Source organism: Pseudomonas sp. YJ42 (genome assembly GCF_047225135.1).
In the GTDB taxonomy this organism is placed as follows: Bacteria; Pseudomonadota; Gammaproteobacteria; order Pseudomonadales; family Pseudomonadaceae; genus Stutzerimonas; species Stutzerimonas stutzeri_E.
Map to the genome: position 1 here is coordinate 4,103,863 of NZ_CP178378.1, position 12,985 is coordinate 4,116,847.

A 12,985-nucleotide genomic window follows, 5' to 3' on the forward strand; every position below is an offset into this window, starting at 1 on the left:
ACTATAAAGGTGCGGCGCTTTTTTTTCATCCGCACTGGCGCGGCCGGTGCTGGTCGAATACCGAGTGCCGCGCCATGTTGACGCGGTTGATGAGCCCATACGGCGCCACGGGGTAAGATGCCCGTCTGTTTTACTAGGTTTTCTTGGGAGTAGTCATGACCGTCACACGCGAAGCTGTGGAAGCCGTACTGCGTCAGTACACCGACCCGAACCTGAACCAGGACCCGGTAGCGGCCGGTTGCCTGCGTTCGATCGATATCGAGGGCGATCGCGTCAGCGTAAGGCTTGAACTCGGTTATGCGGCCGGGTTGTTTCGCAGCGGATGGGCGCAGATGTTGGCCATGGCCATCGAGCAGCTCGAAGGTGTGACACACGCCGATGTAAAGGTCGATTGCATGATCCAATCGCACAAGGCGCAGGATCAGCTGGAAGCGCTGGGCAATGTGAAGAACATCATCGCCGTGGCGTCAGGTAAGGGCGGTGTGGGTAAATCTACTACCGCTGCCAACCTGGCACTGGCGCTGGCGCGTGAAGGTGCGCGTGTAGGCGTACTGGATGCGGATATCTACGGGCCGAGCCAGGGCATTATGTTTGGCATTCCCGAAGGCACCAGGCCTGAGATACGCGATGGCAAAGCATTCATCCCGCTTGAGGCGCACGGTGTACAGGTCATGTCGATGGCCTTCCTTGCGGACGACAAGACGCCGATGGTCTGGCGCGGCCCGATGGTATCCGGTGCGCTGCTGCAACTGATCACCCAGACGGCGTGGAATGATCTCGACTATCTCGTTGTGGATATGCCACCGGGTACGGGTGATATCCAGTTGACGTTGGCGCAGAAGGTGCCGGTGGTTGGTGCCGTTATCGTTACGACACCCCAGGACCTGGCGCTGCTGGACGCCAAGAAGGGCGTGGAGATGTTCCGTAAGGTGAACATTCCGGTGCTCGGTGTGGTGGAGAATATGGCCATTCACATCTGCTCGAATTGCGGGCACGCCGAGCATCTGTTTGGTGAGGGTGGCGGTGAGAAGCTGGCTGCCCAGTACAACGTCGAGCTGTTGGCCTCGTTGCCACTGTCGATGGCCATTCGCACCCAGGCTGATGCGGGCAAGCCGACCGCCATCGCCGATCCGGAAAGCCAGATCGCGATGATTTATCAGCAGATGGCCCGTAGCGTAGGGGCGCGGATTTCCCAGAGCGGGCAGATCATCGCGCAATCGATGCCGAACATTTCCGTGTCCGACGATTGATATGATCAGCGGGTGGCGCATGGCGCCGCCTGTCTCTGGATGTCAGGTTTCACGAATCGCAGGCATAAAAAAGCCCCGCCGAAGCGGGGCTTTTTCAGAGAAGCCTCAGGTTAGATAACCTGAACTTCCTCAGCTTGCATGCCCTTCTGGCCGCGGGTAGCGACGAAGGAAACTTGCTGGCCTTCTTTCAGGCTCTTGAAACCGTCGCCTTGGATGGCGCGGAAGTGTACGAAGAGGTCGTCACCGGATTGCGGAGTGATGAAGCCGAAGCCTTTTTCATCATTGAACCACTTAACGGTACCGGTTTGGCGATTGGACATTTGAATGTCTCCTTGAACGATGTAGAGATAATTTGAACGGGCAAATACCCCGAACGGTGACTGTGTGCAAGGAGTTAGGAGTCGTAGCAATGATCGGATCGAAATCTAAACATGTAGCGATTCACGGTGACACATGCAGCAGCAGCCAATGAAAGATACTCCATTTCTGTCGCAATGCGAGCATTATTTTCAGTTTCCGGCCAAAGCGTCAGAGATGCGACGCAAGGTCCTGAGTCGCGGCCTTTGAACCGGCTTCATGGCCTCGGTAAGATGCGCACCTTATCTAAACGCCCACCAGCCAAATCAGGACGCCCGCCATGAGCATCAAATCGGACAAGTGGATTCGCCGGATGGCCCAGGAGCACGGCATGATCGAGCCCTACGTCGAGCGTCAGATGCGCGGCGAGGGCAGCGAGCGCCTGATCTCCTATGGCGTGTCCAGCTATGGCTACGACGTACGCTGCGCCGACGAATTCAAGATTTTCACCAACATCAATTCGGCAATTGTCGACCCGAAAAACTTCGACGAGAAGAGCTTCGTGGACATCAAGAGCGACGTCTGCATCATTCCGCCGAACTCGTTCGCGCTGGCCCGCACCGTCGAGTATTTCCGTATTCCGCGCAACGTGCTGACCATCTGCTTGGGGAAAAGCACCTACGCCCGCTGCGGCATCATCGTCAACGTGACGCCGTTGGAACCCGAGTGGGAAGGGCATGTCACCCTGGAGTTTTCCAATACCACCACGCTGCCGGCAAAGATCTATGCCAACGAGGGCGTAGCGCAGATGCTATTTCTGGAGTCGGATGAAGAATGCGAGACGTCCTACCGCGATCGCGGTGGCAAATATCAGGGTCAACGAGGCGTGACGCTGCCCAAGGCGTAAGCCGTTCGGGATGCTCTGATTCCTTCTTAAGAATGCGGATGGTAGCTGTTGCTGCCATCCGCATTTTCATTCCAGGGCTGGCTCGTCACGCCCCGTTCATCACCAAGGCAGCGCTTCGCCTTGGTAGTCGATGAAGCGGTGGCCGCGTTGTCCGGCGGCGCGCTTGACCTGCTTGACCATGCCGCGGCAGCTGGTTTCGATGTCCAGCGGCGCTTCCGCCCCGCCCATGTCGGTCTTCACCCATCCCGGATGCATAGAAAGCACCGTAAGACCCGTATCTTCGCCAAGCTCTGCAACGAAGGTTCGGGTCAGGTGGTTGAGTGCCGCCTTGCTCGCACCGTAGAGCGGCATCCCCATTCCAGGACCGGTTTCAACGCTGCCCATGATCGAACTCATGAATGTAATGACGCCCATGCGCGGGTCGACCAGGGCGCGCATGCGCTGGGCCAGTCGCACCGGCGCGATCGCGTTGGTCACAAATAGCCGGCGGACGTCTTCGTCAGTGGCGGTATCGGCCGAAAGCGTGCGGGAGCCCGAGATGCCTGCGTTGATATAGAGCACGTCCAGTGTGATGCCGGACAATCGTTGGGCGAGGGCGTCGACGCTGGCCGCATCGTCGATATCCAGCGTTTCGATACGGATATCCTCGACGGCCTTCAGCTCTTCTGCGCGCTGTGGATCACGAACGGTTGCAATCACCTGCCATCCGTCGCGGGAGAACTGTTCCACCAGGCCCAGGCCAAGGCCGCGTGATGCACCGATGATCAGGACTGTATTGGGCATGGGAAAGCTCCAAAATAGGACGGGCTAGCAAGCATAGCTGATGTCGCCACTGCGTTCGTCCGTGCGGCCCGCCTGGCTCGTATCGCTATCTCCTGAAACGAAAATGCCCGCATCACTGTGATGCGGGCATTTTCGTTGCGAGCAGCATGGGCCGGGCGGGCCGCCCCATACTGCAGTCTGGGGCTCAGCCCGCGAAGTTTTTCGCGACGAAGTCCCAGTTGACGATGTTCCAGAACGCTTCGACGAACTTCGGACGCGCGTTGCGGTAGTCGATGTAATAGGCGTGTTCCCAGACATCGCAGGTCAGCAGCGGCTTGTCGCCAGCGGTCATCGGGTTGCCGGCACCGATGGTGCTCGCCAGGCCGAGGCTGCCGTCGGACTTCTTCACCAGCCAGGCCCAGCCGGAACCGAAGGTGCCGATGGCGGTTTTGGTGAACTCTTCCTTGAACTTGTCGAAAGAGCCGAAGGAGGCGTTGATGGCATCAGCCAGAGCGCCGGTCGGCTGGCCACCGGCGTTCGGCGCCATGCAGTTCCAGAAGAAGGTGTGGTTCCAGACCTGAGCGGCATTGTTGAAGATGCCACCGGATGAGGTCTTGATGATGGTTTCCAGATCCTTGCCTTCGAACTCGGTGCCTGGGATCAGGTTGTTCAGGTTGGTCACGTAGGCCTGGTGATGCTTGCCGTGGTGATATTCGAAGGTCTCGGCGGAAATGTGCGGCTCGAGGGCGGTTTTTTCAAACGGAAGCGGCGGCAATTCGAAAGCCATGGTGTATCTCCTGCTCAGGTGTCGAGAATAGATGCGGCTCGGAAGGAGGCAGTCTGCGCTGGTTACCAGCGCCTCGCGGAACGGAGAAACTACTGCACCGATGTTCGTCCGTTTACGCCTGTCTTTCCCTTCGCCAGCTACATGCGTGCGCATTCTTTCGGCCGTTCACGGGCGGCCGTAATAGCGGACTGAAGCGTTCCACTTCATGCCCGCGAACCAAGGATCATAGCACCCACCCTGAGGCAAAACCACGCGCCAACTGTGTGGGAAAGCGGAGGCCAGAGCCACTTGGTTGAGGCTTATGCGGGCTTGTTGCTGCTTGAAGCCCTCTGCGTGGACCGCTGATAGAAGCCGGTGTTCCTCAGGCGAGAACAACCAGCTGCGCGGCGACGAAAAACATCATTCCCGCCACACCCAGATCGATTAGCCGCCAGGTCAGCGGTCGTGCGAGCCACGGCGCAAGCCACGCGCCGCCAAGGGCGAGCAGCAGAAACCACACAGTAGATGCACTCGCGGCGCCGAGCGTATAGGCGCCTGGCTCGGGTTGTTGAGCACCTAGCGAGCCAATCAGCAACACCGTGTCGAGGTAGACGTGTGGGTTGAGCAGGGTGACGGCCAGCGCGGCGAGCAGAACGTTCTGCAGCGATCGCGGCCGACGCTGGGCATCCTCCTGCAAAGCCTGCGGGCGTGCCGCGCGATGCAATGCCATTGCGCCGTAAAACAGTAGGAAAATCACGCCTCCCCAGCGTGTGATCTGCAGCAGCAAGGGGCTTTGCGCCAGCAGCGCCGCGAGCCCGAAAACCCCCATGCTAACCAGCAGAATATCGCAGAGGATACAAAGGGCCGCGACAGACAGATGGTGTTCCCGGCGCAAGCTCTGCGCCAGTACGAACGCATTCTGGGCGCCGATGGCGATGATCAGGCCTGCCGTGACCAGTAAACCGTTGAAGTAGCTCTGCCACATAACGCTCTGCCTTTGCATTGAGAGAATGCTCGCAGTCTCCGGGGAGTAGGATTATAAGGAAAACGAAATATGGTAATGGTGCATAAGGAATTCTAATGCTCGATTACAAGCTCTTGGCTGCGTTGGCAGCGGTGGTCGAGCAGGCCGGATTCGATCGGGCTGCTCAGGCGCTGGGGCTGTCGCAGTCGGCGGTGTCGCAACGCATCAAGCTGCTGGAGGCACGACTCGGGCTACCGGTCCTGCTGCGTGCGTCGCCACCCCAGCCGACCGAGATTGGTCGTCGGCTCCTCAATCATGTGCAGCAGGTGCGGTTGCTGGAGCGTGATCTTCAGGGCCAGGTGCCGGCGCTGGCGGAAGGCCGATTGCCCGAGCGGCTGCGCATCGCCCTCAATGCCGACAGCCTCTCGACTTGGTGGGCTGATGCGGTGGCACCGTTCTGTACGACGCACGGCGTGGTGCTCGACCATGTATTGGAGGACCAGGACGTGGGTCTCAAGCGTATGCGAGCGGGGGAGGTGGCGGCTTGCGTATGCGCGGTGGAGCGGCCCCTGGCGGGGGCTCGCAGTCAGTTTCTCGGAGCCATGCGCTATCGCGCATTGGCCAGTCCGGCATTCGTTGCCCGACATCTTGGGGATGGCGCGTCGGCAGACGCATTACTGCGGGCACCGGCGATCGTGTTCGGCCCCGATGATCAATTGCAACATCGCTATCTGGCTTCGCTGGGGCTGGTCGGTGCCTTCAGCCATCACCTGTGCCCGTCATCCGAGGGCTTCGTGCGCTTGCTCAAGAGCGATCTCGGCTGGGGGCTGGTGCCTGAACTTCAGGTGCGTGGGGAACTCGCCAGCGGCGTGTTGGTCGATGTGTTCCGGGGTATGCCCATCGACGTGCCGCTTTACTGGCACCACTGGCGCAATGGCGGTGCATTGCTCGCCGAACTCACGCAGCAGCTGACAAGCTCGGTGAGGCAATGGCTGGTGGATTGATGGGGTTCAGCTCACGACACGCTGGCCACGATAGATGCGCACCGACGGCTCATGTCGCCCATGGCTCCTGGGAGGTGAAGGCTTCGTCACGACGGGTGGAGGCATATCACTGTAGGTCGCCAGCTGCTTGCCGAGATCGCGAGTCGTTTCGTCACTGGAGCAAAGACAGGCGGTCAACATCGCCTGGATCACGTCGGGTTGGCTCAGGCGGATATCCAGTTGCTGTTCCTCGCGCAACCGACGTCGCAGATGTTGCATGCAATCCAGCACAGCCTTGTTGAACTCCATGATGATTCGTTCTCCTGATCATGCCGTCGTCCGGATCCTTGGCCCGACATCCGTGTCGGAAAGCGCTATCCGCTGGCATGGCTGACGAAGCAACAGGCGTACCAGTTCTCGATTTTGCCGCCGTGACATGGACGGAATTTTGCCGAGGCCAGGCGTGGCTGGGCTTATGCAACGGTTGAATCGTTGCCGGAAGCACGACGTGCCGGCGCTCTCGAACCACCCGCTGCGCCTGGACTGCACGATCTTGAGCCGTCGCAGCGTGATACGCCTGTTGACGGTGCAACTTATGGCAAACGATGCCGCTGAAGTGACTCGGTTGAATCGTTATACTGCGCGTTGTTTCTCGCTTCGCGCCACTTAAAGGTACTCCATGCGCAACGATGCTCACGATGAACTGGACCACGTACCCAGCCTGACCGCCGGCCGTGACCGCAACCCCTATCCTGCGCCGGAGTTCGAGCCGATCAGCAAGCCCGTTGAGCGCGACCCGGACGACACGCGGCCAAGGCAAAAGCGTCGTGCGGTCAGCACCGCTCCGCTGTGGATCATGATCGTCGCGCTGTTCGCCTCGCTGGTAGCGCTGGGCTGGTGGAACCAGCAGCAGGTCTCCAGGCTCGAGGCGCAGCTGGTAGCCACCCAGGAAAGCTTTGCGCGTATCAGTGAAGACGCCACCGGCCGGCTGCAAGATATTTCTGGGAAGATCGTTGCGACGGAATCCAACGTCACCACCGAAGGCGAGGCTTTAAAACTGCGGATCAAGCAGCTGGAAAAGCAGGCACTGGATCTGGCTGAGCAGCAGCGAGCGATCACTACCCAGCAGCAGAGCCTGACCGGCAAACAGAGCAATCAGGATCAACGCCTGGACGAGCAGGGGATACGCATCGAACGTGTCGCCACTGACGTGCGCGGCCATCAATCCACCACCGCAACGCTAACCGAAACCATCAAGAGCCTCGCCAGTGAGCAGGCGGCGCTCAAGTCGTCGGTAGCGAGGCTGAAAGGTTCGGTGGATGGCTTGAGCACGCTATCCGCCCAAGTCGGTGGGTTGGAGAAGCTTCCCGCTCGGGTCGACGGGCTGAGCAAGGATATCGCCGCGCTGAAGCAGCAAGGCGGCGACAGCCAGGCCATCAGCCGGCTCGAGCAGGATGTGCTGGTTCTGCGCAGCGAACTGGATAACCGGCCGGCAGCCAAGCCTGGTGTCAATACGTCGGAGTTCGATTCGTTCCGCGCTCAGGTGACCCGCACCATCAATGGCTTGCAAGGCCAGATCGCCAACCTGCAGCAGCAGATCGACCAGCGCTAACGTGAGGCAAAAAAAAAGCCGCTGTGCATGAGCAGCGGCCGGGCAAATCAGCCAACGAGGAGTAACGGTTTACAGATCCAGCGCCAGTGACACGCCGATTCCCTGGTTGCGGTTGTCATTGCCCTGGTAGTTGTAATTGGCGCGCAGACTCAGCCCCGTCGTCAACTGGTGGGCGACGCCCACAGTGAAGCGAGTCTGACTGCCGGTGGGCGTGGCACCTGGCAGCTCGAAGCTGTTGTTCTCCACGCTGTTCAGCGACATGCGCAAGTCTTCACGCTCGTCATCTTTTCGTTCCACTTCGCGGGCCACTTCGGCAAACACGCGGGTGCGCTGCGTGAGGGCATAATTGCCGAACAGGCCGACCGATAGGCGCAGCGACTCGAGCTCCTGGTCCTCGTAACTCAGGGCCGTCGAGCTGGCGCCTTTCTCGCTGTAACCATCCACTTCGACTTTCTGATAGCTGGCGCCGACAAATGGACCGAACTGCAGCGGATCGCCGATGTGCATTAGATTGAAGCCGGTCTTGGCCGACGCGCCCCAGAGCACGCCTTCGGTACTGCCTTTCTCGGAACGTTCCGCTATCCCCAAGACAAAGGTGCGCTTCAGGTCGTCGTAATCCAGATATCCGGCGCTGACGTTGAAATCCGCGAAGAATCGGTCCTGCTGATAGCCGGCGAATGCACTGGCCAGATAGCTGCGCATGGCGTAATCCGAATCGTCTTCGCCGAGGTTTAGCGTGTTTTGCGCCAGCCCCAGGCTGAGCCCCGCCAGCCAGCTGTCGTTGACCCGGTTGGTCACGCCGACTGCCAGGGTCGGGCTGTCGCCGTCTCCGCCGCCAAAACCGTCGTACTCCGGCCGGTTGTAACCGCCCTGGACGAAGGTGCGCCACGACCCGATCGATTGCCAGTTACCGCGTTGCGCAGCCAGTTCGTTATCCAGCATTTGCAGGTGATTGCGTAAAGCCGAGCGGCCCATTTCCGGCAGCAGCGACACCTCTGCAGGCGCGGACAGAATCGAATAGATGTAGTCGGCGCCGATCTGGTGAACCGCGGTGGTCGGATGCACGCCATCGTTGAACAGCAGGCGGCTCGGGTCGGCGTTGAGGTTGGTGTTGTTGACCGGGTCCGTAAGACCGTAGGTCGGGTCGCTCGCGCAGCCGTCGCCACTGAAGCAGACTGCGGTCTGATCGATCGTCGCATCAAAGCCGAAACGGGCGAGGTCGGCCCTCACTTCCGAGAGCAGCAGGCGGTTGTTCAGCAGCACGTAGTTGCCACTTTGAGCCTGAAGCCCGGCCGCGAGTTCGGCATTGAAGCTGTCGCTCAGGCCGTTCAGCAGGCTGCCCAAGCCCGGCAGGCTGTTACCCAGCGGTGTATTGCCGACATCTGGAAGGTCGGAGATGACGATATAACGGGCGCCGGCAGCCTGTAGGGCGCCGACGGCGGCTACCATGTTGGCGGCTGCCTGTGCCATCGTGACCGGATAGCCATTCTGGACCAGTTGGAAAATGTCGTTGGCGCCGCCATTGAGGTAGTACAGCCCGTTCGGGTCGACCTGCGGATTGTCCACCAGATAGCCCAGGCGGCGGCGAGGAGGCAGCCCAGCAGCGGCAACTGTCGAGAAGCCGACAAGCGAATCGAGAATCTGATCCGAACGGTAACCCCCTACCGCATAGTTGGTACCGTCCGGGTTACCGGTCAGAAGGGCGGGCAGCAACGGCGTCGATGGCAAGGACTGCAGACCCAGGCGGTTGGCGAGTAGCTGAGTAGCAACCCGGCCGGCATATTCGCTGTTGTCTGCCGTGTAATCGGGGCCGGTGCGGTTGGTGAAACGCAGACCGCCTGTCGGATTTCCGCCCAGCAGCGGGCTACCTGCATCTGGGAAGTTGCCAGCGTCGCTGAGGGAGTCCCCAAAATTGACGAACTGGCTGTACGGGCTGGTTTGCGCCTGGGCTGCAATGGACGTCCCGGCCAGCAAAATAGCGAGAGCAAGGGGTTTGAGGGTGTTCTGCACGGAGGCAACTCCTAGTTATTTTTATTGGCAGTCGGGAGGCTTATAGCTCCGTAACCCAAACTAATCCCGACAGTTATTCGACATAAGCGCTCTAAAGCGTCATTTTTTTCGCAGCGGCCTTGTCCCTCTTAAGGAGTACTGGGCTCTGCGTCCGCGATTGGTTGGGCTTGTGCGGATAGAACTTCATAGTCCGCTCTCTGGTATTGGCGATGTCGGCCGTTAACTGGGTGAGCAACCCGGGCCGCGCACGGTGATATCGAAGTGATATCATTGCCGACGGCTAATGCCCAGGCGTGGCTGGCCTTAACAACCTCCATTCGGTGATTCTGAAATGCCGTCCTTGATCGACTTGTTGTCGAGCCGCCTGGCGTCCTTGCTGCCCGGTGAGCTCAAGCCCGACGAGTTCATGAAACTGATCGTTCCTCACCGCCACTCGATGCTGCTGACCCAGCGTCGCGCGACTCTGATCGTCAACCGCGTCAGGCTCTTTGCGTTCCTCTTCGCCGTCTTGACGCCGGTGTGGGGAATCATCGATCTGATGGTCTTCAGCTACCCGTTGTGGCTCGGTCTGGCAACGTTCCGCCTGCTCGCCTGTGCGGCCTTCGCGTGCCTGCTGCTGTTCTATCGACCCAGCGGTAATCTGTTCGATGCCTACCGCGCCTTGGCGCTGCTGTTCGCCATCCCCACTGCGTTCTATATCGCTTCGCATACACTGCTTGGCGGCTATCAGCTCACGCAGCTATCCGCGGTGGTGGCGACAGGCTATGCCTTTCTACCTTTCGTGCTGATGGCTGGGCTGGCGATATTTCCGCTCACCCTGGTGGAGAATGTTGTCATGGCTTGCGTCTTGCTCCTGGCGCACGCGTTGGCCGGTTATCTATCGTGGGCGACACTGAACTGGCCTTCCTTCGCCGGCGGCTTCTGGTTGCTGATCTTGATCGCTGCGGTCACGGCACTCGCCAGCCTCAGTCAACTGGCGTTCATGGTCGCGCTGGTACGTCAGGCGATTCGTGATCCGCTCACCGGCGTCTTCTCCCGTGGTAGCGGGCAGGAGATCCTCCAGCTGCAATGGGATACCGCGCGACGCCACGACACCGGTCTTGCCGTTGCCTTCATCGATCTCGACCATTTCAAGTCGATCAACGACACCTTTGGTCACGAAGCCGGGGATCTCATGCTGCGTGACTGCACCCAACACATGCTGGCCAGCCTGCGCAGCACCGACACCTTGCTGCGTTGGGGCGGTGAAGAGTTCGTTGTGATCATGCCTGACACCGATCTGGAACACGCTCGCCTAGCGCTCGTTCGCATGGTTCGCAACGGTCTCGGAATGCGGCCTGACGGCAATGCCCTGACGGCCAGTATTGGCCTGGCCGAGCGCTGCGTCGATTTCGCCGAAAGTGCCCGAGAGCTGCTCGACATCGCCGACAAGCGGATGTACCGAGCGAAAACCACAGGCCGCAACCGGCTCTGCTCCGGGACGGATGGCGTGGATGAATCCGAGTTGCCGTTTTCTTAGGGTGAGCGCTGGTCTACCGAGAACACATGCTTGAGGTAAGAGACGAAGGCCTCGTCGCGGCACATGGTTTTGCCCGGAGAGTCGGAGATCTTTGCCACCGGCTGGCCGTTGCAGCTGGTCATCTTGATTACCATGTTGGTCGGTTCGACGCCCGGTATGTCGCAGGTCAGCTGGGTGCCGATGCCGAAACTGGTCTTGCTGCGCCCGGCGAGTGCGCGATAGATGCCAAGGGCCTTGGGAATATCGAGACCATCGGAAAACACCAGCTGTCGGGTCATCGGGTCGATGCCGAGGCGTTGGTAATGGGCGATGGCCTTTTCCGCCCACTCGATGGGGTCTCCCGAATCGTGGCGTAGTCCGTCGAACAGCTTCGCCAGATACAGATCGAAGTCGGCGGTGAAGGCGTCCATGGTGATGCAATCGGTAATGGCGATGCCCAGCGCGCCGCGATATTCGCGAGCCCAGCAATCCAGCGCCGCGCTCTGGCTGTCGATAAGCCTGGGCCCCAGTTGCTGGTGCGCCATGATCCATTCATGCGCCATGGTGCCCATCGGTTTGAGATCGAGTATTCGGGCCAGATGGACGTTGCTGGTGCCAACGAAATGACCGGGGAAGCCTTCTCTCAGCCGTTCGACGACCATCGCCTGCACCGCAAAGGAAAAGCGTCGGCGGGTACCGAAGTCGGCGAGCTTGAATCCTGCCAGCTCTTCAGGGGTGGCTTCGTCGCGCAACCATTGGAATTTTTCATCTAGCCGTGCTTCGGCTTGTTCGAGGGTAACGTGCCGATAGCGTGTCCGATTGCGCACCTCGCTGATGATGGCCAGCAGCGGGACCTCGAACAAAATTACGTGAAGCCAGGGTCCGCGCAGGTAAACCACCAGTTCGCCGGCTTCGAGCTCGACCCTCACATAGCGCAGATCGAAGCGAAACAGCCCGAGAAAGCGAATGAAATCCGGCTGTATGTAGGGAATCGCATCGAGGAAGGCGAGCTCGTCCTGGCTGAATGTAAGCTCGGCGAGCGCTTCTATTTGCTGTCGGATGTCGTCCAGATAGGGCGCCAGATCTTCTTCAGAGCGGCTACGGAAGGCCCATTCCACTTCGGCATTGGGGTAATGGTGCAGCACCGCCTGCATCATCGTCAGCTTGTAGTAGTCGGTGTCCAGTAGGCTCTGGACGATACGGTCGGAAAAAATGCTGACGCTCATGGGGCTGCTCCAGGACGGCGGGTTGGTATCAGGCTCCTCCGATACCTTCGATCACCTTACCGGTGCCGCCGCAGTTTTGGCATTCCCCGGGCTCATCACGACCACTGCCGTTGCATGCAGGGCAAATATTTTCGCCGGTACCGGGCGTGCCTGGCGCTGCTTGATCACCAGGGTTGGTTGGCACTGCTCCGTTTTCTTCATCGTCCATGCCTATGGTTCCCCACGGAAATGTCTATATTTAACTCTCATGCTAAGTAGTGATCGGGTCGTACTCTGTGTGTCGGTTTATTGTCGCAATACAGCACGCGGCTAACTTTTACTTAATAGTTAAAAAGAAAACGTTTTAAACAAAAAAGGCAAAGGGTTTAACCTTTGCCTTTTTATGGCGAGACAAATCAGCTATTGCTGTTGCGTCCACCGCCGTGGCTGTTCTGTCCACCTTTACGGCCTGCTTCCGAGGCCTTTTCCCGGTCGTTGGCAAAGTTGCCGCCACTGTTGTGGCCACCTTTCTTGCCAGCTTCCGAGGCTTTTTCGCGATCGTTGGCAAAGTTGCCGGGGTTCTTGTTTGGCATGTCTTTTTCTCCTCAATGGATACAGACGCTAAAGGGTCGATAAACTCATCGGCCTTCATGGTTTCAGAGCTCGGTTTCGTCTCAGGAGTTTCCATTGGCGAACAAACGGCAGACGAATGGTTATCGTGGCTAGTTGGA

At 59.4% G+C, this 12,985-nt stretch carries 13 protein-coding genes and 1 pseudogene; 5 read left to right on the forward strand and 9 right to left on the reverse strand.

Features of this window, described 5'->3' with window-relative positions:
* The first annotated feature begins 155 nt into the window (after positions 1-155).
* Positions 156-1,250 (forward strand): iron-sulfur cluster carrier protein ApbC, encoded by a 1,095-nt coding sequence (gene apbC, locus ACL0K2_RS18950; RefSeq protein ID WP_045161041.1) that lies wholly within the window; start codon positions 156-158, stop codon positions 1,248-1,250.
* 110 nt (positions 1,251-1,360) lie between these two features.
* Here apbC and ACL0K2_RS18955 read toward each other — a convergent pair whose 3' ends face one another.
* Positions 1,361-1,570 (reverse strand): cold-shock protein, encoded by a 210-nt coding sequence (locus tag ACL0K2_RS18955; protein WP_003282211.1) that lies wholly within the window; start codon positions 1,568-1,570, stop codon positions 1,361-1,363.
* Positions 1,571-1,887: 317 nt separating this feature from the next.
* On the opposite strand from ACL0K2_RS18955, the gene dcd reads away from it, so the two are divergent.
* Positions 1,888-2,454 carry a dCTP deaminase gene (gene dcd, locus ACL0K2_RS18960; RefSeq protein ID WP_045161043.1) on the forward strand — a complete coding sequence of 189 codons (567 nt, stop codon included), beginning with the start codon at positions 1,888-1,890 and terminating at the stop codon, positions 2,452-2,454.
* A 99-nt stretch (positions 2,455-2,553) separates the two neighbouring features.
* On the opposite strand, the gene ACL0K2_RS18965 is transcribed toward dcd, so the two are convergent.
* From ACL0K2_RS18965 to ACL0K2_RS18975, 3 genes are all read right to left on the reverse strand, one after another.
* On the reverse strand, positions 2,554-3,237 hold the full coding sequence (locus tag ACL0K2_RS18965; protein WP_413043217.1) for an SDR family oxidoreductase: 684 nt from the start codon (positions 3,235-3,237) through the stop codon (positions 2,554-2,556).
* Between the two features lie 184 nt (positions 3,238-3,421).
* Positions 3,422-4,003, reverse strand: coding sequence for a superoxide dismutase (locus tag ACL0K2_RS18970; RefSeq protein ID WP_045161045.1), 582 nt, complete (start codon positions 4,001-4,003; stop codon positions 3,422-3,424).
* A 361-nt stretch (positions 4,004-4,364) separates the two neighbouring features.
* A complete protein-coding gene (locus ACL0K2_RS18975; protein ID WP_413043218.1) occupies positions 4,365-4,967 on the reverse strand; it encodes a LysE/ArgO family amino acid transporter in 603 nt (200 codons plus the stop codon).
* Positions 4,968-5,062: 95 nt separating this feature from the next.
* On the opposite strand from ACL0K2_RS18975, the gene ACL0K2_RS18980 reads away from it, so the two are divergent.
* A complete protein-coding gene (locus ACL0K2_RS18980; protein WP_239610790.1) occupies positions 5,063-5,950 on the forward strand; it encodes a LysR family transcriptional regulator ArgP in 888 nt (295 codons plus the stop codon).
* A 6-nt stretch (positions 5,951-5,956) separates the two neighbouring features.
* Here ACL0K2_RS18980 and ACL0K2_RS18985 read toward each other — a convergent pair whose 3' ends face one another.
* On the reverse strand, positions 5,957-6,238 hold the full coding sequence (locus tag ACL0K2_RS18985) for a hypothetical protein (RefSeq protein ID WP_413043219.1): 282 nt from the start codon (positions 6,236-6,238) through the stop codon (positions 5,957-5,959).
* Positions 6,239-6,608: 370 nt separating this feature from the next.
* Between ACL0K2_RS18985 and ACL0K2_RS18990 the strand changes: the two genes are divergently transcribed.
* Positions 6,609-7,541 (forward strand): ATPase, encoded by a 933-nt coding sequence (locus ACL0K2_RS18990; RefSeq protein ID WP_413043220.1) that lies wholly within the window; start codon positions 6,609-6,611, stop codon positions 7,539-7,541.
* 69 nt (positions 7,542-7,610) lie between these two features.
* On the opposite strand, the gene ACL0K2_RS18995 is transcribed toward ACL0K2_RS18990, so the two are convergent.
* Positions 7,611-9,551 (reverse strand): autotransporter outer membrane beta-barrel domain-containing protein, encoded by a 1,941-nt coding sequence (locus ACL0K2_RS18995; protein WP_413043221.1) that lies wholly within the window; start codon positions 9,549-9,551, stop codon positions 7,611-7,613.
* Between the two features lie 331 nt (positions 9,552-9,882).
* Between ACL0K2_RS18995 and ACL0K2_RS19000 the strand changes: the two genes are divergently transcribed.
* The gene (locus ACL0K2_RS19000) at positions 9,883-11,070 is read left to right on the forward strand and encodes a GGDEF domain-containing protein (protein ID WP_045161052.1); all 1,188 of its coding nucleotides are present in this window, start codon (positions 9,883-9,885) and stop codon (positions 11,068-11,070) included.
* Here the strand turns inward: ACL0K2_RS19000 and pncB are convergent.
* The 3 genes and pseudogenes from pncB to ACL0K2_RS19015 all read right to left on the reverse strand — a co-directional run.
* Positions 11,067-12,275, reverse strand: coding sequence for a nicotinate phosphoribosyltransferase (pncB, locus tag ACL0K2_RS19005; protein ID WP_413043222.1), 1,209 nt, complete (start codon positions 12,273-12,275; stop codon positions 11,067-11,069). The genes ACL0K2_RS19000 and pncB overlap by 4 nt on opposite strands.
* 28 nt (positions 12,276-12,303) lie before the next feature.
* Positions 12,304-12,483 carry a hypothetical protein gene (locus ACL0K2_RS19010; protein ID WP_080890551.1) on the reverse strand — a complete coding sequence of 60 codons (180 nt, stop codon included), beginning with the start codon at positions 12,481-12,483 and terminating at the stop codon, positions 12,304-12,306.
* Positions 12,484-12,670: 187 nt separating this feature from the next.
* Positions 12,671-12,829, reverse strand: a pseudogene (locus ACL0K2_RS19015) (general stress protein); the annotation flags it as partial.
* Between the last annotated feature and the right edge of the window lie 156 nt (positions 12,830-12,985).